This window comes from Pseudomonas sp. LS2P72, assembly GCF_054897865.1.
In genome coordinates this window covers 4,511,785-4,531,555 of the sequence record NZ_CM142708.1, presented here as the reverse complement: position 1 = coordinate 4,531,555, position 19,771 = coordinate 4,511,785, and the positions used below count along the sequence as shown (strand labels likewise).

The 19,771-nt window shown below is 54.7% G+C and carries 17 protein-coding genes and 1 pseudogene; 10 read left to right on the top strand and 8 right to left on the bottom strand.

Annotation, left to right across the window (positions count from 1 at the left end; all coding sequences use genetic code 11):
- Nucleotide 1: 1 nt before the first annotated feature.
- Complete coding sequence (locus ACYZUA_RS20715) at nucleotides 2-886, bottom strand: LysR substrate-binding domain-containing protein (protein ID WP_461960407.1); 885 nt, start codon at nucleotides 884-886, stop codon at nucleotides 2-4.
- A gap of 159 nt (nucleotides 887-1,045) precedes the next feature.
- On the opposite strand from ACYZUA_RS20715, the gene ydiJ reads away from it, so the two are divergent.
- Nucleotides 1,046-4,069 carry a D-2-hydroxyglutarate dehydrogenase YdiJ gene (ydiJ, locus tag ACYZUA_RS20710; RefSeq protein WP_461960406.1) on the top strand — a complete coding sequence of 1,008 codons (3,024 nt, stop codon included), beginning with the start codon at nucleotides 1,046-1,048 and terminating at the stop codon, nucleotides 4,067-4,069.
- Between the two features lie 154 nt (nucleotides 4,070-4,223).
- On the opposite strand, the gene ACYZUA_RS20705 is transcribed toward ydiJ, so the two are convergent.
- Entirely contained in the window at nucleotides 4,224-4,667 is a 444-nt protein-coding gene (locus tag ACYZUA_RS20705) for a PRC-barrel domain-containing protein (RefSeq protein WP_461960405.1), read from the bottom strand.
- Between the two features lie 392 nt (nucleotides 4,668-5,059).
- On the opposite strand from ACYZUA_RS20705, the pseudogene ACYZUA_RS20700 reads away from it, so the two are divergent.
- Nucleotides 5,060-5,601, top strand: a pseudogene (locus ACYZUA_RS20700) ((Fe-S)-binding protein); the annotation flags it as partial.
- Between the two features lie 293 nt (nucleotides 5,602-5,894).
- On the opposite strand, the gene ACYZUA_RS20695 reads toward ACYZUA_RS20700, so the two are convergent.
- The 3 genes from ACYZUA_RS20695 to ACYZUA_RS20685 all read right to left on the bottom strand — a co-directional run bounded on the left by ACYZUA_RS20695 (nucleotide 5,895) and on the right by ACYZUA_RS20685 (nucleotide 8,536).
- On the bottom strand, nucleotides 5,895-6,293 hold the full coding sequence (locus tag ACYZUA_RS20695) for a tautomerase family protein (RefSeq protein WP_461960404.1): 399 nt from the start codon (nucleotides 6,291-6,293) through the stop codon (nucleotides 5,895-5,897).
- Nucleotides 6,294-6,390: 97 nt separating this feature from the next.
- Nucleotides 6,391-7,422 (bottom strand): NADPH-dependent aldehyde reductase Ahr, encoded by a 1,032-nt coding sequence (gene ahr / locus ACYZUA_RS20690; protein WP_461960403.1) that lies wholly within the window; start codon nucleotides 7,420-7,422, stop codon nucleotides 6,391-6,393.
- A 190-nt stretch (nucleotides 7,423-7,612) separates the two neighbouring features.
- Complete coding sequence (locus ACYZUA_RS20685; protein ID WP_461960402.1) at nucleotides 7,613-8,536, bottom strand: enoyl-CoA hydratase/isomerase family protein; 924 nt, start codon at nucleotides 8,534-8,536, stop codon at nucleotides 7,613-7,615.
- Nucleotides 8,537-9,148: 612 nt separating this feature from the next.
- Between ACYZUA_RS20685 and ACYZUA_RS20680 the strand changes: the two genes are divergently transcribed.
- The 4 genes from ACYZUA_RS20680 to ACYZUA_RS20665 all read left to right on the top strand — a co-directional run bounded on the left by ACYZUA_RS20680 (nucleotide 9,149) and on the right by ACYZUA_RS20665 (nucleotide 13,759).
- Nucleotides 9,149-10,360, top strand: a complete 1,212-nt coding sequence (locus ACYZUA_RS20680) for a multidrug effflux MFS transporter (protein WP_461960401.1) — start codon at nucleotides 9,149-9,151, stop codon at nucleotides 10,358-10,360.
- Between the two features lie 774 nt (nucleotides 10,361-11,134).
- The gene (locus ACYZUA_RS20675; RefSeq protein WP_461960400.1) at nucleotides 11,135-11,593 is read left to right on the top strand and encodes an HvfA family oxazolone/thioamide-modified RiPP metallophore; all 459 of its coding nucleotides are present in this window, start codon (nucleotides 11,135-11,137) and stop codon (nucleotides 11,591-11,593) included.
- 785 nt (nucleotides 11,594-12,378) lie between these two features.
- On the top strand, nucleotides 12,379-13,242 hold the full coding sequence (locus ACYZUA_RS20670) for an OST-HTH/LOTUS domain-containing protein (protein ID WP_461960399.1): 864 nt from the start codon (nucleotides 12,379-12,381) through the stop codon (nucleotides 13,240-13,242).
- A 172-nt stretch (nucleotides 13,243-13,414) separates the two neighbouring features.
- Nucleotides 13,415-13,759 (top strand): cupin domain-containing protein, encoded by a 345-nt coding sequence (locus ACYZUA_RS20665; protein WP_461960398.1) that lies wholly within the window; start codon nucleotides 13,415-13,417, stop codon nucleotides 13,757-13,759.
- A gap of 11 nt (nucleotides 13,760-13,770) precedes the next feature.
- Here the strand turns inward: ACYZUA_RS20665 and ACYZUA_RS20660 are convergent, their stop codons facing one another.
- The gene (locus ACYZUA_RS20660; RefSeq protein ID WP_461964065.1) at nucleotides 13,771-14,724 is read right to left on the bottom strand and encodes a LysR family transcriptional regulator; all 954 of its coding nucleotides are present in this window, start codon (nucleotides 14,722-14,724) and stop codon (nucleotides 13,771-13,773) included.
- Between the two features lie 124 nt (nucleotides 14,725-14,848).
- Between ACYZUA_RS20660 and ACYZUA_RS20655 the strand changes: the two genes are divergently transcribed.
- Together ACYZUA_RS20655 and ACYZUA_RS20650 are read left to right on the top strand one after the other, a co-directional pair.
- Nucleotides 14,849-15,589, top strand: coding sequence for an AzlC family ABC transporter permease (locus ACYZUA_RS20655; RefSeq protein WP_461960397.1), 741 nt, complete (start codon nucleotides 14,849-14,851; stop codon nucleotides 15,587-15,589).
- Nucleotides 15,586-15,912: an AzlD domain-containing protein gene (locus tag ACYZUA_RS20650; protein WP_461960396.1), complete on the top strand. Its 327-nt coding sequence runs from the start codon at nucleotides 15,586-15,588 to the stop codon at nucleotides 15,910-15,912. The genes ACYZUA_RS20655 and ACYZUA_RS20650 overlap by 4 nt, the downstream gene beginning before the upstream one ends.
- On the opposite strand, the gene ACYZUA_RS20645 is transcribed toward ACYZUA_RS20650, so the two are convergent.
- Nucleotides 15,889-16,560, bottom strand: a complete 672-nt coding sequence (locus ACYZUA_RS20645; protein ID WP_150656167.1) for an FMN-dependent NADH-azoreductase — start codon at nucleotides 16,558-16,560, stop codon at nucleotides 15,889-15,891. The two genes, ACYZUA_RS20650 and ACYZUA_RS20645, sit on opposite strands and share 24 nt — an antisense overlap.
- A gap of 105 nt (nucleotides 16,561-16,665) precedes the next feature.
- Here ACYZUA_RS20645 and ACYZUA_RS20640 point away from each other — a divergent pair, with 105 nt between their 5' ends.
- Nucleotides 16,666-17,520, top strand: a complete 855-nt coding sequence (locus ACYZUA_RS20640) for a LysR substrate-binding domain-containing protein (RefSeq protein ID WP_461960395.1) — start codon at nucleotides 16,666-16,668, stop codon at nucleotides 17,518-17,520.
- Between the two features lie 613 nt (nucleotides 17,521-18,133).
- Here the strand turns inward: ACYZUA_RS20640 and ACYZUA_RS20635 are convergent.
- Nucleotides 18,134-18,406, bottom strand: coding sequence for a hypothetical protein (locus tag ACYZUA_RS20635; protein WP_008154643.1), 273 nt, complete (start codon nucleotides 18,404-18,406; stop codon nucleotides 18,134-18,136).
- A gap of 403 nt (nucleotides 18,407-18,809) precedes the next feature.
- On the opposite strand from ACYZUA_RS20635, the gene ACYZUA_RS20630 reads away from it, so the two are divergent.
- Nucleotides 18,810-19,550, top strand: coding sequence for a toll/interleukin-1 receptor domain-containing protein (locus ACYZUA_RS20630; RefSeq protein WP_461960394.1), 741 nt, complete (start codon nucleotides 18,810-18,812; stop codon nucleotides 19,548-19,550).
- The last annotated feature ends 221 nt before the right edge of the window (nucleotides 19,551-19,771 follow it).

The following is a 19,771-nucleotide window of genomic DNA, read 5'->3' as shown; positions in this document are numbered from 1 at the left end:
GTCAGATCTGTTCCAGCAACCAGGTACGAAACGCAATGAGCGATGGCAGCATTTCGTTGCGGGGCGGGTAGGCCAGGTAGTAGCTGCGCTGACTGGCGAAGGGCTGGTCGAGGCTGATCAGCTCGGCGTTGGCCAACTCGTCGGCCACCAGAATGCGCGGCACCAGACCGATGCCAATGCCTGCCCTGACGGCCTGGATCAAGTGCGAGGTGAGTTCGAAACTCGGCCCCAGCCGCATCATTCGATGGGGCAGGCCGTGGTGACTGAACCACTCGCCCCAGACGTTGGCATTGCTCGCGACGTTGAGCAGCGTCTGTTCGCCAATGCGCTCCGGGGTCCAGGTGTCATGGAGTTCGGCCGCTTGTGGAGAAATGATCACCATCAGTTCTTCCGTGTGCAGGCGATGGCTGATCAGGCCCGGCAAATCGGCATTGCCGACGACGATCGCGGCATCGATGCCGCTGGTTTCAAAGTCGATGGCGTCGATCCGGGAATTGATGTGCACCAGCATGCCAGGATGGGTTTTGTAGAAGTCATGAAGGCGCGGCAATAACCACTTCGAGCCGAAGGTCGGCAAGGTGGCCAGGCGCAAGGTGCCGCTGCCGGATTGATAAGCCATGGCTTGCAACGTGGCGCTGCGGATGCGTCCGAGCGCTTCGCTCATTTCCCGCTGATAGAGACGACCGACATCAGTCAATTGCACTTGCCTGCCTTCACGGCGAAACAGCGTCAGGCCCAGTTGCTGTTCCAGCGCCTGGACTTGCCGGCTAACGGCGCTTTGGGTCAGTGACAGTTCCATCGCGGCCCGGGTGTAGCTTTCATGGCGAGCGGCGGCTTCAAAGGCCAGCAGCAACGACATCGAGGGCGTTAGGTGACGGTAATTCATTCGTAAAAGTCATCGATAGCGGCAGGATTATCCGTTTGTCCGGCGCCAGAGCCTGCAGGATCATTGGCGTAAACAACGACCTGAGGCTGACCCATTAATGCTCAGGCGACAAGTGTTTTGATTTTTCCCGTGATTAGACCGACAAGAGAACAGCCTGCGATGATCGCTCAGTTGCCCACCGTTGCACTCGCGGCACAGTACCCGGAATTTCTTCAAGCCCTGCGCGCCAGTGGCTTCCGCGGTCAGCTCAGCGCCGACTACGCCACTCGCACCGTGCTGGCGACCGACAACTCGATTTACCAGCGACTGCCGCAAGCCGCGGTGTTCCCCGTGGATGCGGACGACATCGCACGCATCGCGACCTTGATGGCCGAACCACGTTTTCGCCAGATCAAACTGACCCCGCGGGGCGGCGGCACCGGCACCAACGGCCAGTCGTTGACCGATGGCATCGTGGTCGACTTGTCGCGGCACATGAACACCATCCTCGAAATCAACGTCGCGCAGCGTTGGGTGCGGGTGCAGGCGGGCGTGGTCAAGGACCAGCTCAATGTTGCGCTCAAACCCCACGGACTGTTCTTCGCCCCGGAGCTGTCGACGTCCAACCGCGCCACCGTCGGCGGCATGATCAACACCGACGCCAGCGGCCAGGGCAGCTGCACCTATGGCAAGACCCGCGATCACGTACTGGAACTGCACAGCGTGCTGCTCGGCGGTGAGCGCCTGCACAGCCAGCCGCTGTCCGACGCGGAGCTGGAAGTGGCGTGTACGCGACCCGGCCGCATCGGCGAGGTGTACCGGACAGCGCGGCACATCCAGGAAACCCAGGCTGACCTGATCGACTCGGTGTTCCCCAAACTCAACCGCTGCCTGACCGGTTACGACCTGGCGCACCTGCGCGACGAGCACGGGCGTTTCAACCTCAACAGCGTGCTGTGCGGTGCGGAAGGTTCGCTGGGCTACATCGTCGAAGCCAAACTCAACGTGCTTGCGATTCCCAAGTATTCGGTGTTGGTGAACGTGCGCTACGGCAGCTTCATGGATGCGCTGCGCGACGCCAACGCGTTACTGGTGCACAAGCCGTTGTCCATCGAAACCGTGGATTCCAAGGTGTTGATGCTGGCGATGAAAGACATTGTCTGGCACAGCGTCGCCGAGTATTTCCCGACGGACGCCGAGCGCTCGACACTGGGCATCAATCTGGTGGAGTTCAGCGGGGAAGACCTGGCGGATGTGAACGCTCGCGTGGCGTCGTTCGTGGCGCATCTGCAGGCCGATACGACGATCGAGCGACTGGGCCACACCCTGGCCGAAGGGGCCGAAGCTGTGGCGCGCGTATACACCATGCGCAAACGCTCGGTTGGGCTGCTGGGTAACGTCGAAGGCGAGATTCGCCCGCAGCCATTTGTCGAAGACACCGCCGTGCCGCCGGAGAAACTGGCCGACTACATCGCCGAGTTTCGAGCGTTGCTGGACAGCTATAACCTGGCGTATGGCATGTTCGGTCACGTCGATGCCGGTGTGTTGCATGTACGTCCGGCGCTGGACATGAAAGATCCGGCACAGGCCGCTCTGGTCAAGCCGATTTCCGACGCCGTGGCCGAGCTGACGAAGCGTTATGGTGGTCTGCTGTGGGGCGAGCACGGCAAGGGTTTGCGTTCGGAATATGTCCCCGAATTTTTTGGTGAGCTGTACCCGGCGCTGCAATCGCTCAAGGGCGCGTTCGACCCGCACAATCAGCTCAACCCCGGCAAGATATGCACCCCGCCGGATGCCGCCCAGGGCTTGCTCAAGGTCAACGAAGTCACGCTGCGTGGTGATCTGGATCGGCAAATCGATGAGCGCGTCTGGCAAAGCTTCGGTACCGCGATGCACTGCAATGGTAACGGCGCTTGCTACAACTACGATCCCAACGATGCGATGTGCCCGTCGTGGAAAGCCACCCGTGAGCGCCAGCATTCGCCGAAGGGCAGGGCGTCGTTGATTCGCGAGTGGTTGCGTTTGCAAGGCGCGGCCAATATCGATGTATTGCAAGCGGCCCGGGGCAAGTTGTCGTGGTTGAGCGGATTGCCGACGAGGTTGCGCAATAACCTGGCGCGCTCGCGCGGCGAGGCGGACTTCTCCCATGAAGTCTACGACGCGATGGCGGGGTGTCTGGCCTGTAAATCCTGTGCGGGGCAATGCCCGGTCAAGGTCAACGTGCCGGAATTCCGTTCGCGATTTCTGGAGCTGTACCACGGTCGCTATCAACGTCCGCTGCGCGACTATTTGATTGGCTCGCTGGAGTTCACCATTCCTTACATGGCCTACGCGCCAGGTGTGTACAACGCGGTGATGAGCTCGAAATGGATGAGCCGTCTGCTTGAGCGACAGGTCGGCATGCTCGACAGTCCGTTGATCAATCGTCATGACTTGCAGGCCACGCTGACCCGCTGCAAGGTCGCTGTCGCCAGCGTGCCAGCCTTGCGCGAACTCACCGTCGCACAACGTGTGCGTAGCGTGGTGTTGGTGCAGGACGCCTTTACCCGTTATTTCGAAACACCGTTGCTGGCGAGCTTTATACAACTGGCGCATCAGCTGGGCTATCGGGTGTTTCTGGCGCCCTATAGCGCCAACGGCAAGCCGTTGCACGTGCAGGGTTTTCTCGGTGCCTTCGCCAAGGCGGCAATCCGCAACGGCAATCAGCTCAAGGCGCTCGCCGATTGTGGCGTGCCGCTGGTGGGTCTGGATCCGGCGATGACGCTGGTCTACCGCCAGGAATATCAGAAAGTACCGGGGCTGATTGATTGCCCGAAGGTCTTGCTGCCTCAGGAGTGGCTCTGCGACGTGTTGCCGGAAAACCCGCATCCCGCGACCGGGACATTCCGTTTGTTGGCGCACTGCACCGAGAAAACCAACGTCCCGGCCAGTACTTCGCAATGGGAAGCCGTTTTTGCCCGGCTCGGGCTCAAGTTGACGACTGAGGCGACCGGCTGCTGCGGCATGTCCGGCACCTTCGGCCATGAAGCACGTAACCAAGGCCACTCACGGACCATTTTTGAGCAGTCCTGGGCCGGCAAGTTGAAAGAAAAGAGCGAGGCACTTGCAACGGGATACTCCTGTCGCAGTCAGGTGAAGCGCTTTGCCAACCTGCAATTGCGCCATCCATTGGAGGTTGTGTTGGAGCATTCGCTCGCGAAGTGAAAGGGGAGCGTCGTTGAGTCCTGCGGAGTGTTGCTTCGACAAACCTTTTTTCACCGCAATGCGCGCCTTAGGGGTTGGCACCCCCCCAACGAAACATGTCGTTGTTTGCTCGGCGCGCATCGTTTCGGATATGAATATTAGCTTTGTCGATGTTTTATCTCCGAACAGTATCGTAATCGTAGGGTTTAGTTCCATAGAAAGAATGGATTTCTGTTGCCCAAGTCTCGTCGGCCATATTAGGCCAATTGTCCTTGTCAAAACCTGGTGCATTTTCCAAGCGTTCTTTTTCTACGTTTAGTACGAAGCGCTTATTTACTGTATCGAGTGTCAATGCATTCCAAGGTACTGCAAACAGTTTTTCTCCCATACTAAGAAAGCCACCAAAAGATAGAACAGCATAACTCACTCTGCCGCTGCGAACATCCAGCATGATTTCCTTGATATCTCCCAAGTCTTCTTCATTATGGTTATAAACATCATTTCCAATGAGTGTGTCTGCCCCCATCAAATCGGGGCCAGGGCCCTGTTCTTCAGAGTCGGCATCTCGCAGGAGGTTGGTTTTGTACATGCCATAGGTATCGCGATCTACGTAGTTCATTACTATCTCCTATCAACAATCGTCAATCAATCAGAAAAATATACTCACCGCCTTGATGGCTGTATTAGTGGGAGTCACCCGCTTTCGAAAAAGTTGAATTTTTTTTCTGCATGACGACGAATGGCAAGTTTGAGTAAAAAGTCGATCAACTTTTAATGGGTGCGCTGTTCATGTGTGACATCTTAAGTATGACGATTAAGTTTAAGTTGCTACTGCGACCAAACTTATTTGAATGATAGTTAATATAGGGGAAAGTCCAGCAATATCTGGAACAGGACGTACTGTTGGCAGGTGAATGTCTGCTTCTGGTCGAGAACAGCCTGTCGCGAAGGGCGGCAATCGACCCATAGCGGCCGGTCACGAATTACCGAGGTTAACCCATAGCGGGCATCAAGCCGTTGCACTTGCAGGGTATTCTCGGTGCCTTCGCCAAGGCGGTAATCCGCAACGGCAATCAGCTCAAGGCGCTCGCCGATTGTGGAGTGCTGCTGGTGGGGCTGACCCCGGCGATGACGCTGGTCTACCGCCAGGAATATCAGAAAGTACTGGGGCTGACTGATTGCCCTAAGGTCTTGCTGCCTCAGGAGTGGCTCTGCGATGTGTTGCCGGAAACCCGCATCCCGCGACTGGGACATTCCGATTGTTGGCGCACTGCACCGAGAAACCAATGTTCCGGCCAGCACTTCGCAATGGGAAGCCGTTTTTGCCCGGCTCGGGCTCAAGTTGACGACTGAGGCGACCGGCTGCTGCGGCATGTCCGGCACCTTCGGCCATGAAGCAAGCAACCAAGGCCACTCACGGACCATTTTTGAGCAGTCCTGGGCCGGCAAACTGAAAGAAAAGAACGAGGCGCTGGCAACGGGATATTCCTGTAGCACTCAGGAAGCGCTTTGCCAGCCTGCAACTGCGCCATCCATTGGAAGTTGTGTTGGAGAATACACTCGCGACCCACACGGCATTGCGAACGACTATGTCGTCGCCTGGAGGGATTCACGAATCGGAATTCGTTTGCGTCTTCTCTGATGACGCCTATGTACCGGTTGTGTTCAAACAGTTCTGAACTGAAATACCGATTGAACTCGAATTGAAAATGTTGAGGAGACCGCGGCCAGGCTGGCAACGCATTGCGTCGCAAATGACATGCCTTCAAAAGCCAGCGGTCTCACATCGCCAATGCCCATAACCATCAACTGCCGATTTAGGTAATCGACTAGGAAACGGGATTGTTCACACGACGGGTTGCTGATGGCGCCATTCCTGCGTGCGGCCGCCATAGCCATAGGCTGCTGCGCGTGCATCGATGAGGTACACGTAGGAAATGTCATGCAGGTCTGGAAGTAGTTTTTTCATAGCGGAATGAACCTCAAGGAGAAAACGCGCTTTTTCTTTTTTTGTATTAGTCTCGTCAGTGATGCTGATAACAAGATGGAACGCGCTACCCCCTGCCTGCGATAACGGTTTCCCCGCGATGAACCAATCCTCATTGGGGATATATTCGACGGTCGTTGCCATGAGTTCAGGCTGTTTGCCCAATACCGTGGCAGTGAGCTGATTGATAGCAACCATAGCTTGCTGACCCAAGTTGGGATTGCGTGGACCCGACAGTTTGAGCGAGATCGAAGGCATGAGATTGTCCTCTCAGGTAGATGGCGGCGGGCAAGTACTTAAGACGCGCGGTCAATACATCGCAAGCGCGTGTAGCGCACTTGCCACGTCGGTTTTGTCATTTGTTCGCGTCCAGCACGACGCGGTATCGGGCCTTGCCACTGCGCAAATGATCGATGGCTTCGTTAACTCGGCTCATGGGGAATATCTCTACCTGCGGCAGGATATTGTGACGTGCGCAAAATTCCAGCATGGTTGCCGTGTTATTGGGCGAACCGATCGGTGAGCCGGACAAGCTTTTTTGTTGTGGTATCAGGTTGAAAACATGAACTGGAATAGCGCTCGGCACGATGCCTACAAAATGCAGTCGGCCTTTGCCGCGCAGCGTTTCTAGCATGGCCGGCCAGTCGAGATCTGCGCTGGCGCTAACTAAGAGAAAATCCAGGGTGCCGGCAATGGCTCTCAGTGCATTGCTATCGGTCGAGGCAATCACGTTGTGTGCACCCAGACGCTTGGCTTCGTCCTGTTTGTTCAAGGTCGAGGTAAAGGCGGTGACTTCGCACCCCCAGGCGTTAAGGAAGCGAAGTGCCAGATGACCGAGACCACCAATGCCCACTACGCCGACGCGGTCAGTGGGTTTAACTTCGAATTCCAGAAGTGGATTGAAGACCGTCGAGCCAGCGCAGAACAGTGGCCCGGCCATGGCAGGGTCGAGTTCTTTCGGTAACGGAACAGCCCAGGCCCAGTGCGAACGCAGGTAATCCGCAAAACCACCGTTGCTACCAATGATGGTGGGTTTGACGGTACCGCATAAGTGGTGTGAGCCACCGATGCACGAGGAGCAATGCATGCAACTGCCCTTGTACCAACCAATCCCCACGCGTTGCCCTACGTCGAGCCCGCGCACGTGCGTACCCATTCGCACGATGCTACCGACCACTTCGTGACCGGGGATAAAAGGATATTGGCTCAGCCCCCATTCGTTATCGATCATCGACTGGTCAGAGTGGCAGACGCCGCAATACTCAACAGCGACCTCTACCTCTTCATCTCCCAACGGACCGGGATTATAGCTATAGCGCTCCAGTGGAGCGCCGGCCGCCATAGCAGCCCAACCGGTGAAAGAGTTGAGTTCGGTGCTAGTACTCATCGAATACCTCCAAATTAGGAGAAGGTTTTGGCTGTGATGCCTGGTACGAAGTTTGGGCGCCGACACAAAGCCCCGTTTGATTCGGGGCGTTGCATTTTCAGCCTCTGGAAAAATCAAAAACTACATCTGCAAGGTGAAGCCCTGCTTTCAGCTATGCAAACATTGCATTCGACTCAAAAAAGCGTGGAAACTATTTCGATTCCTCACCCAAGGTGCCGGTGTAATGCGCTAGGCGTTTCTCAACGTCGGCTTTCGTCTGCAATCCAAGCTCCATCAATTGCTTGATCCGCGCCTGCGCCGCCGGACGTTTCACTGAACCGATGAAACCTTCCCATTCTGAGGCGATGGCTTCATTGGGTGGAAGGCTGGCCGCGTCGACCAGTCTCTTGATGTCGGCAATTGACTGTTTGTCGAACCGGGCGATGCGGCGAGCCATGGTGTCGACGAATGTGTCGAGTTCGGCATCGGGTAGCGCGCGATTGACGTAGCCATAACGCTCGGCGAGCTCGCCATTGATGTCATTGCCGGTCAACAAGACTTCCAGTGCCCGCCCTCGTCCCATCAGCCGCGGTAGGCGAGCCATCGGGCCACCTCCGGGAACCAGCGCGGCGCCGATTTCCCATTGCGACAAAATGGCTTTTTCTCGGCTGGCGAAACGCATGTCACTGGCCAGGGCAAGTTCGCTGCCGACGCCAGTCGCACGGCCTCGTATCGACACAATCGAGACCACTGGTGCCTTGCTCAATCGCACCAGCATGTCGGGTAGCGGTGGCAGGCCGGTCGGCCCATTGGGCATGCTGGTTGTATCAGTCAACGGCGGCACGAAGTCATAGTGAGTCAGGAAGAAATCCGGCACGTCACTGTCGAACACCACGACCACCAGTTTCGGATCGGACTCGATGGCCGTCACTACCTCGTTCAACTGCGGCATGGTTTCCGGCCCGTAGATGTTGTACGGAGGGTTGTGAAACGTGACACGCCAGTACTGGGGTGTGACCTTCGTGAGCTTGATTTCCTGTTTTACCGCACTAAGGGGGGAGTCACCGGCGAGTACCGCACCTGTTGACGCCGCGCAAACGAAGATCAATGCAGCCGTAAGCAACTGAATTCTCATATGAATCTCCATGAGATTTGCCTAAAAGCATGCGGGTCCCCGCTTGAGCGGTGTGCAGCCTGCGTAGTAATTGAAGCGCGCTAAAACTCACGCCCCTTCGCTCGATTCCTTCGCGAGTAAATACATGCATTGGTTTCGTGCATAAGCGCCTTAAATCGGCTGGGCACGATTGGCGGTAGGGGACAGGTGTCGACAGAGTTGTTAACGGTAGGCTGTTTGATCTATCCCGAATCACTCGGGATACTTTGGCTGACCGGAACATGTCGTCTTTTGTCGGCAGCTCCGACAATTCAAGCGTAGCAGCGCAACTTTACTTAGCCAGCCACCACGTCTTGGCAACTGAGCCCACATTTTTTCAATGTCGTGATCCAGGGCGCTTAAGCCAGTCTCTACGGAAAGCTATTAACGCGTCGCGCATGCGAAGGTGCCCAAGGGATCCTGAGGAGATAAACGGCAAATAAAATTACGCCCATCATATTTACAGCAACAAATTATTATGATCATAATGCCGCGGGTTTCTTGCGCTTGCGACCTCGTGTTAATGCGCCATAACCCCAGCCAGAAACCCCAACAGATTGAGCGTGCCTCCCTCACGTCACCTTGGAAATAGCCATGAAACATCCTAGTCGTTCCAGCGTGTTGCTTGCCCTCCTAATCGGGCTTTGCGGCCTAGGTGAAATATCTACCCAGCTGCTGATCCCTAGCCTGCGAGACCTTGAGATGGGGCTTAACGCCGCGCCGGGTGCCTCCTTGGCGGCTTTATCAGTGTTTGTCGCTGTCTTTGGCCTCGGGCAACTTTTCTTAGGCCCGCTATCCGACCGCATCGGTCGCCGGCCGTTGCTGCTCGCCGGGGTCGCCATTTATGTGCTTGCTTCTCTATGGATGGCGTTTGCAGGGAATATGGCCGAGTTCATCGGTGGCCGAGCGCTTCAGGGGCTGGGTGCCTGCGCTGCATTGGTAGTGGCGCGGAGCATCGTGCGCGATGTTTGGAAAGAGAAAGCCGGCCCAATAATGGCCGTCACGGTGATTGGCATGCTCAGTGCGATCATGCTGTCACCGGTGCTTGGCGGGCTGATCGCTACCCACGCTGGAGGTTGGCGCACGGTTGTGTTCGCCACTGTATTGTTTGGCGCACTTGCGCTGATTGCCTCGCTGTTCTTCAAGGAGACCAATCTGCAACGCGACCCACAGGCGGGTCGGTTGAAAACGCTTTTAAGCAACTACGCTGTGTTACTTAAAAGCTCATCCTTGCGCAGCTTTTCCATGGCCATTACCTGCACCTATGGCGCGATGTTCTGCTTTATTGCCGGCTCCTCGCGGGTATTCGTTGGGCAACTCGGCTTGAGCCCGACCCAGTATGGCCTGGTTTTCGGCGGCATCGTTTCGGGGATGATCGCTGGTGCGATTTTTACCAACCGCACGATCATGAAGTTCGGTCCGGAAAAAATCGTGGGTATCGGCACCAGCCTAGTTGCGGTTGGCGCCAGCCTGGTCCTGGTGCTCCATGAACTTAACGGCCCATCAGTGCTCGGCTTGATGCTGCCACAGATGGTGCTGACTCTGGGCGCGGGCATGGTCTTGCCGGGTTCGGTCGCTGGCGCGGTGATTCCCAACCCGACTCGCGCAGGGTTGGCAGCGGGCTTTATCGGTTTTGCCCAGATGGCTGGCGCGACTATTTCCGGCATATTGCTCAGTCGACTTCAGGACGACTCGGCCTTGCCGATGGTCGCTCTGAATGCCGCCTTCGCCGTGGCCGGTTTCTTAGCCTTCCGGCTCATGCGCGCACGCAAGGCGCCCGCTGCGAAGGCCACACTTGCGCAGTAAGCTCAGCAGTGGCGTTCAATTCAGCTCGGTCATTCGGCACGCACGATAAAGCCTGCTGCTTGCGATGGTGTCCAATAGTTCACAAAAAATCCGGAGCCTTAATCAGACTCCGGTTTTTTTATGGAGTTACAACCGTGTGTGCAAGTGCGGCACGTTGCGTTCTACGTCATTCAAGATTTGAATAGTCTTACTGCCTGTTGGTAGTAATAACTCTTGTTGAAGTGCTCGAAGCCAGCTTCGTAGTCATTGAGCTGTTCACTATCTTTTTTCTCCTCTGCGGACCTCCTTACATAAATCGAGCCGAAGCAGAGCCTTCTTTGCCTGCTGCCAAATACCCGTCTGACCACAGTGGTTTTCTCGGTGCAATGCAAACCCAGCGTAATTGGATTTTTGAACGGTTAGCCGATCACTGCCATCTGTACTAACCATGAAACGAGAGGCAAAAGGCCGTACTGAGGGAAGAGACCCAGAACCCTAATTCAAAATTTAGTATCTGTTGCTGAATTGAATTCATGTATATGTATTTTATTGTATCCCGAAGAAACTTTTAAACATTGACTTACAAATACCCATTTTACCGATACATCAAGGATACACGGCTACGGCTAAATGATTTCGCCCAAATGAGATCTGCCTGTTGAAGTGAACGTGGTTGCGCGTATGTCGCCAGAGGTTTCTGGTTTCATCCGCTTTGCCTTTTGCCTTCTAGAAGGTTTTTCCCTTTCTGGCATGTCCTGCGCGGCTTGGTCGCGCAACAATATCCGGAGAAGTAATATGTCCCGTTCGTTCTCGAATAAAACTAGCCTCGGCTTGGCAGCTCTTGCCCTGACCGGCATTAGCTTAGCGTCATCCGCCGCCTTTGCCGTGGAAACATTGCCTCAGGGTTATCAACTAGCCGCTGCAGATAAAACCTCGGAAGGTAAATGTGGTGAGGGCAAATGCGGTTCCAGTGAAACCAACGCCAAGCCCTCGAAGGCAACCACCGCTGAAGGAAAATGCGGTGAAGGCAAGTGTGGCGACGCGATTTTCAATTCGATTGATACCGATCATGATGCTCGAGTCTCGCTTGCAGAGTTCCTAGTTGTTGCACCAAGCGCTCAAGCAGTATTTGCAAAAAAAGACACTAATAAAGATGGCTATATCGACGAAATGGAGTCTTATATTAGCGTCAAGGCCGCTTACAACGAAAATGGTAAAGAGTTGCCAAAAGGTCTATTTTCGACAAAAGAGTGATACTACTTTTTCGTGATATCGCCTCCGCCTTTTGCGGAGGCTTTTTTTTGGTTAACTAGACACGAATGATCACTCCTCCAAAACCTGTTGATGAATAAAGACGTTCCGCACTAAATACGAGACGTTCAGAAGCCCCAGGGGTGAAACAAAAGGCACACTGCCTCCAATCTCAACGCATACCGCGCTGGGTTGTTGGTTAGCGTTCCTAATCACACTTTTGGAAGCCTTGAACATGAAAATCTTAAGTATCGAGAATTACAAAACAAGCGCACAGAATCAGTCATTGCTTGGGATAAAAACCATGAAATCGATGTTTTTTCCACCGCCGCGACAGAATTATTTTCTTTTATGGCTGCTGCGGACGACTCCGGCCCGCATGTGTTCGACCGGTATGAATACTGTTTTCCAAACCAAATTCTTACACTTTGGGACGCCGACGAACAATCGATCGTAAGGCGGAGAAGAACGTGAGGTGTGGGGGCGATCGGAATTGGTAGCGAGGAATATGTCGCGGCGGTTGAGGGTCTTCATCAGTAGCGATTAGGTGCCACGAAGGACCGCTATTGGCCGTTTTCTGCCCGTCGCGAGAGGCAGAAAGCGACCCAAAGCTGTCACTCGCCAGCAGCAGCTGTCGACCGATTCTATTGAAAAACTCCGAGCGGATTTGGCCCAACCTACACTGAGCTTGAAAAGCGTCCGATTTACGCGTTGCAAGCCCTTCTGGCAGGGCAAGCGTATTGCAGTGAATCGCTCCAGCCCTACCACTTATGCCTGAGTCGTTAATCATGGATGAAGTCACTACCATTCCCTCGGATGATGTACCTGCTATTCAACATATAGTGCAGCGCAAACTCGGACGCTGTCTGTTGCGCTTGCAACAATACGAACGGCAGCTGAAAGCCATTGTCGCGCATGGTGAGCTGAGCGGCCCTGCGGATCGGCTGCCTATCATCCGTGAGCAAAAGGTCGCATGTGTCCAGAACAAGACGATGGGCACATTGATGGGGATGTTGACCGAAAACTTTCTGACTCCGCCGCTCCCAAATGAAGAAGAGTCACAGACGGAAGCCGATGTCGGTGAGCAGATCTGGCTCAGGTATCGATACCAGTTGGAAATGCCAGCCGAGCACTATGAGGCAATGAAGGCCGACCTCAAGGAGCTGGTTGACCTGCGCAATAAACTGGTTCACCACTTCATTGAGCGTTTCGATCTCTGGTCTGAATCAGGCTGCCAGGCGGCGGATGGTTTTCTGGAGGAAAGCTACGACATCATCAATCGGCATTGTCTAAATCTGCGATCTTGGGCCAAAACCATTGATGTGGCACGAACTGAAATGGCTTCGTTTATACAGAGCCAAGCATTTGAAGATGTGTTCGACGGTATCCGGGTGGATGGTTCAGTCAATTGGCCTGGCAGTGGGATATGCAGCTGTTTACGTGAAGCAGAAACCAAGCTTGCCGAAGGTGGCTGGACCCGACTGGAAGCAGCCATCCGCTGGATGGGTAGTGCCTATCCAGAGCAGACGCCCAAGCGCTACGGCTGCAGCAGATGGAGGCATGCCCTGCACGAATCACGGCAGTTCGAAATACGAAAATCCAAAGCTGATAATGAGCGTACTGCCGTCTGGTATCGCAGCAAGGCCACCTGATTGGGAAACTGAATCGCCCCTCCTTTTTTAAGCGCGCTGAGTGACTGCTTCTGGCTCGCTAGCTGCCTGTCAGAGAGGGCTGCAATCGACCCTTTGTCGCCTCCCTACTGATCACACCTTTATAGGGTCTCTACTTCTAGTTAGGCCCTGTATGTACAGTTGGGAGCGCGCGATGAGCAACGAACAGACGGCACCGGAGACGAAAGGCGTTACGGTGAAGTTACTGGCTACGATTGACCTGGGTCCTGAGATCGAGGGTATGGCAGGGCGCCAACTTAGAATGCGCAAGGTGACCATCGAGCCTGGAGGCGTCTTCGGGCCGATTCACAACCATGTAGACAGACCCGGCACCGTCTACATTCTGCAAGGAACGATCACTGACCATCGAAATGGAGTCGCCACGGATTATGGGCCGGGAGTGGGCTGGCCCGAGGACAGGAACACCACTCACTGGCTTGAGAACAGAGGCACGACTGCGGCGGTGGAGATCTCGGTCGATATGGTCAGGCAGGCGTAAGCTCATTTACTTCACTTGAACTGAGCTACCAGCCAATCCTTCAAACGCCCACACGCCGGATCCTCTGCCTTCTTCTCATTGATCATCAAATACTGAACCGATTCCCTGAGCGTCAGTTCCTCCGTCACCGGCCGAACCAGGCGCCCCTGCTGCACCAGATGTCTCACCAAATGATCCCAGCCCAAGGCGATACCTTGATCATCCAGCGCCATTTGCACGAGAAGGCTGTAGTCATTGCTGCTGAAGTAGTGCGGACTTTCCGAGGCCGGGATCTGCAGGTCATGGGACTGGAAAGCGAACCACACATTCCAGTCGACCTGTTCTGACAGCTGGGAGCGGCCATAAGGGTTCAGGTCCAGCAGTACGCTGTTGCGCATACCCTCCAGGGTTTTCAGTTCTGGATGAGCCTCCAGATAACGAGGCGTGCACACGGGATAGACGACTTCATTAAACAAAGGTATTCGCAGATAGCCGGGGCGCAGATCACTGTTCTTGGTGATGAAAATATCCGTATTGATCCCGGGCTCCATCACCAGAAAATGCTGGGTGGTGATGACATTCAGGTCGACATCGGGGTTGGCGCTGAAGAAGTCTTTCAGTCGATGGGATAGCCACAGCGCCGACAAGGCGGGTGAGCAGCATAGGGTCAGGGTGCGCTTATCGCTTTTTTCCCGGCGGATTCTTTCAGTCGCTTGAAAGATGTTGAGCAGGGACAGCTGTGCCGCATCGAAGAGTGCGGTGCCCGAAGCTGTCAGCCTGACTTCCCTCCCGGTACGGGTGAACAACTCGGTCCCCAAGTAGAGTTCAAGCTCGCGAATCTGACGGCTGATCGCCGCCTGGGTGACGCACAACGCTTCGGCGGCCCGGGTAAAGTTCCGATACTTGGCGGCGGCCACGAAGGATCTCATGGCCTTGAAGGACGGCATTGAGAGCAGGGCCTGATCCGGCTGGGAGCTTTTTGCCATAACAAAAACTACCTGTTTTCGCGAAAAAAAAGTCGGTTCTGCCCTTCGGGCTCCGGGTCCACACTCTACCGCACGATGGGTCGCAATCGAACCGGCGCCGCGAACACAAAAACAAGGAGACGACATGCCGTACCGATCAGGAAGGGAAGCGTTCATGCAAGGTGTCCGGGCGCTCATTCCATTGAGTCCCGGCGTCGTTCCTTTCGGATTGTTGACGGGGGTCATGGCGATCAACATGGGCATGTCGCCCGGCACGACCATGGGCATGACACTGCTGTTCTACTCTGGGTCCGCGCAGATGGTCGCGTTGCAACTGCTCCATACGGGCGTTGTGCCGCTGGCGATCGTGGTGACGGCCCTGGTCATCAACTTGCGCTTCATCATGTACAGCGCGTCACTGGCTCCCCATCTGCACCACTTGCCCCGACGCTGGACGTGGCCGGTGTCCTACATGCTTTCTGACCAATCCTACGCACTGTGCAGTCTCAAGCTGTCCTCTGGCGAGCTGGGTCAATTTGCACACCACTACTATGCCGGCACCGCCGCTGCCATGTGGCTGACCTGGCAATTGTCGGTATTGGCAGGCATCTACCTGGGCGCAAGCATCCCCGAGACCTGGTCGTTGAGCTTTGCCATACCGCTTTCGTTTCTGGCGCTTCTGGTTCCCGGCATACGCAGCGCGCCGAGCCTGGCCGCCGCCTCGGTCGGCGGGCTGATCGCCGTGTTGGCGGTCAACATGCCCTATAACCTTGGGCTGATAACCGCTTCCATCGGCGGTGTCATCGCGGGTCTGTTGATCGAGAGTGTTCGCAAGCGCCCATTGAGCGATGCGCTAACCCATGACGTCGAGAGGGAGACACCATGAGTGATCTGGCCTTGTGGGGGATGTTCCTGGCCGTCGGTTTGGGAACGTTCGCGATGCGTCTTTCTTTTGTCGAACTGTATGGCCGGTTGCGCATCCCGTCAGTGCTGAGTCGGGCCTTGCTTTACGTACCGGCGAGTGTGCTGGCGGCCCTTGTGCTGCCCACCGTGGTGTATCCCAACGGGCAGGGTGAATTCGTGTTGAATAACCCCCAGATACCCGCCGCCATTATTGCGGCCTGGGTCGCCTGGCAGACTCGTAATACGCTCCTGACGCTGGCGGTCGGTATGGGAGGACTGTGGCTATTCAAGTTTTTCGGTTTGTAATGAATCGATCTGCGACAAACTGTCTGCCAGGCGTCTGGCCTGCTGAGTCGCGTCCTCACGCGCGCGCAGATCAACGTCTTCCCCCAGGATGGTTTTCTCCACAATCACCGAATGCACATCCGTGACGCCGATAAATTTCAGCCAGGCTTCCACGTAGGGCTTCTGGAAGTCGAAGCGCTCCGCCGGTGTGCTCGACTGCGCCGAAAAATCCAGGCCGCGGGCGTACATCACCACGGCGAGTTTGTTGTGCAGCATGCCTTCCAGACCGCGTTCCGGGTCAACGCTGAACAGGATGTCTTTCTGCGATACCAGGTCGATGAAGTGCTTGAGTTTGTACGGGATGCTGAAATTCCACAGCGGTACGGACATCACGAGTACATCCGCGCGGTGCAGGTGACTGGCCAACTCTTTTAACGTGTTCCAGGCGTCTTGTTGTGCGGCGGTCAACGGCGTGCCATTGAGCCCAGCGTATTTGGCCTCCATGGCCAGATCATCGAATTCCGGCAGCGCCATGTTCCAGAGGTCGAGGGTAATGATTTCGGTGTCCGGGGTGTTTGCTTGATAACGCGCAATGAAGCTGCGGGCGACTTCAAGGGAAGCCGAACGCTGCTTGCGTGGCGAACACTGAATATGGAGAAGAGTCGTCATGGCACACCTTGATGATGGGGAAGCAGGGCAGGTGAGAGCATTGCAACATAGTTGTATTTGAAATATAAATCGTAAATTCCTACTCAATTGATCACGTATAAAACTATGTTCGATGCTCTGCTGCTCAAGACATTTGTCACCGTCGTCGATGAAGACGGCTTCAGTCGTGCCGCCGAGAAGCTGCACCTGACTCAGTCGGCGGTCAGTGGCCATGTGCGGCGATTGGAAGAACAGATTGGTAAACCCCTGTTGACGCGCACCACCCGTTCCCAGCAACTGACAGCCGATGGCGAGCGCCTGATCTCTTATGCGCGCACGATCCTCGCGCTGAACCGTGATGCCTGGACAGACCTGACACGCACGCCGTTTCACGGGCGGCTGCGGATCGGGGTGTCCGAAGATTTTGTCGAGTCTCGATTACTGCGCACCGTTCAGGATTTCGCAGCGCAGTACCCCGGGATGAAGATCGAAGTGCAGGTGAACATTCCGGGCACGTTACTGGCGCTGATGAAGCAAGGGCATCTGGAGGTGGTCATCGGTTCGCTGTGCGAAACCAGCGAAGCGGGGCTGTTGCTATGGCAAGAACCGCTGGTGTGGGCCTGGTCGGCGCAACTCGTCCCCCGGTTACCCACGCCGTTGCCGCTGGCCCTGTTCCCCGAGCCGTGCCCTTATCGCGAAGCCGCGCTGACGAGGCTGGCGCAGGCGGGAATCGCCCAACGCACAGCGATGTTGTGCAGCAGCACTGCCGGATTACGGGCGGCGGCACTGGCAGGCTTCGCGGTAGCGCCCATGCCACTCAGTCAGTTGGGGCAAGGATTGGCGGTTATTGGGGTAGAACAAGGGTTGCCGGAATTGCCGGATGCGCAATGTCGGCTGTTCGCGTCGCCTGACGCGGATCAGGTGGTTGTGGCTGCGGTTACTCAGATGATTGTGGAGTACTGCTCGAAGCGGAGGGCTTGATTGTCATTTCAAAGGCCTGCTTGAAGGTATGGAGTACGCGGTCTTTGCCTTCCTGAGGGACGGTCAGTCGTCTGTTGGATGCTGTTAAACACTTCGATCATGGATACAAAAAAACGGGCGCCTGATGGCGCCCGTTCTCATTTAATCCATCGCATATAGCGCTTTTCACCGTATGAAAGTCTTCACATTTTATTTCACATACTGACTTGATGAAGAGGCGCTAATTTCCTGGCCTCCAGAGGTTTTGTAGGCGCTTAAAACAAAATTACCTTCACATTTTATTTCACATATTTTTAGGTGAAGTGGCTTCGGTCAATGGGTTCACGAAGGGCCCCGTCAGCCGCGTTCACGCACAGACCCCAACTGCAAAAAAACGGGCGCCCATTGAAGCTAATACCGATCAATCAAGGAACGACACAATCCGTAGCAGCTGGCGAAGCCTGCGTTCGGCTGCGAAGCAGTCGTAAAACCTGAGTTTGCGGTCTTCCTGAAACACCGCATCGTCTGATTTCACGACTGCTCCGTCCGAACGCGGCCCGAACCGAACGCAGGCTTCGCCAGCAGCATTGCGGCTTAACTAATCGGCATCACCCATTGAGGTGCCCGTTTCTACTTACTCCTTCACCTCCGCTCGCAAGCGTCGACCGATCACGTCCATCAAGTCACAGCCGTCGCGTAACGGAATGGCCAGCAGTTTGGAGAAGTCCGACAGCACCACCGTGTCGCAACCGAGTTCGCCGCGGTAGGCGATGTTTTCCAGCACCTGCGTGACCGTGCGGATGCGGTAATCGGCCATGGCTTGCAGGACGTCGAGTGGGGCTTGGGTGTCAATGAGCAGGGAGGCCGGGATCAGGTCGATTCCGGTGAGGGGCATGTATCTTTCCATAGGTGAAACTCCGATCAAGGCAAAGGTTGACTGTCCCTCTATCGTCGCCAAACGAATGGGTGACAGCTGTACGCAGGTTGGCGAACCGGGATCGGAAAACCGGCAGACCCAAAGGTCTCCCGCGCACAGCTGCCATAAAGACAGCTTTGCGAGCGTGCAACAGCGTCGGCAAGAAAGCACAGAGCTTTTGCACCCGATAACTCAGGTCGCCAAACCTGGTCGCCATTGGGGCGACGGGGCGAACTATAAGCTTCTATGGATGATAGGGGCAAGGTGGAATATTGCGTTGAGGCACTATCTGGCAGGGGGACTTCACCCGAAAACTAAAATTCCATCTTTTGTGTTAATTTAGAAAAAAAGACGAATATTAAAGTTGATAATCGCTAGGCAGGGAGGAAGGAAAATGACTATACCGAAAGTTTTTGTGTCGTACTCTCATGATTCGCAAGAGCATAAAAAGTGGGTTCTTGAGTTTGCAACGCGATTAAGAAACTCTGGTGTGGATGCGGCGCTTGATCAATGGGATCTAAAGCCAGGAGATGATCTTCCTCACTTTATGGAACAAAATCTCGCATCCTCTGATCGTGTAATTATGGTCTGTACAGAGCGATATGTTGATAAAGCAAACATAGGGTCAGGTGGTGTTGGTTATGAAAAAATGATTGTCACATCGGATTTGATGAAGTCTATCAATTCAAATAAGGTGATACCCGTAATTCGACAGGCTGGTACTTTTATAGTGCCAACATTTCTAAAGTCGAAAATGTTTATAGATTTTTCTGACGATGGACAAAGTGAGTTTTCTTACGATGAGCTGATTAGATCTCTGCATGGTTCTCCACTATTTGTGAAACCTCCCGTAGGGAATAGTCCATTTTTACCTGTCGTAGATAATATGCCTGAAAGGACCGGTGACGCCATTCTTGAGCTTATGAAAACTATTGTTGACGTCTTCGAGCGCCAAACTCATGACTATTTAGATTACGGCACAGTACTTCGAAAAATGGGGATCTCTAGATTGATGTTTGATGTGTTGATTGACCAGGCTTTAGAGGCGGATTACATAACTCAATATGGTGATAAGGACCTGTCGCTTACAGGTAAAGGTAAGCAGTATGCGATGTTTCATAAGTTGGTGGGGTAAGGGGGCATAGCATATAATCAAAGGGGTATCGATATTGTGCAGGATTGTTAGGATGGAAAAGGTGACGGATTTGTTTAGTTAAAAAATCTGTCTCTTTTTTTATCTCATGTTCTTGTGGGTTGTTAAGTTGGCGTTAATTAAATGTATGTAAAATATCTGGTTGCTTTTTTGGATTGTTGGGATCTACTAGATAAGCTTTGGATAGTTTCTGTTTTTGGGTG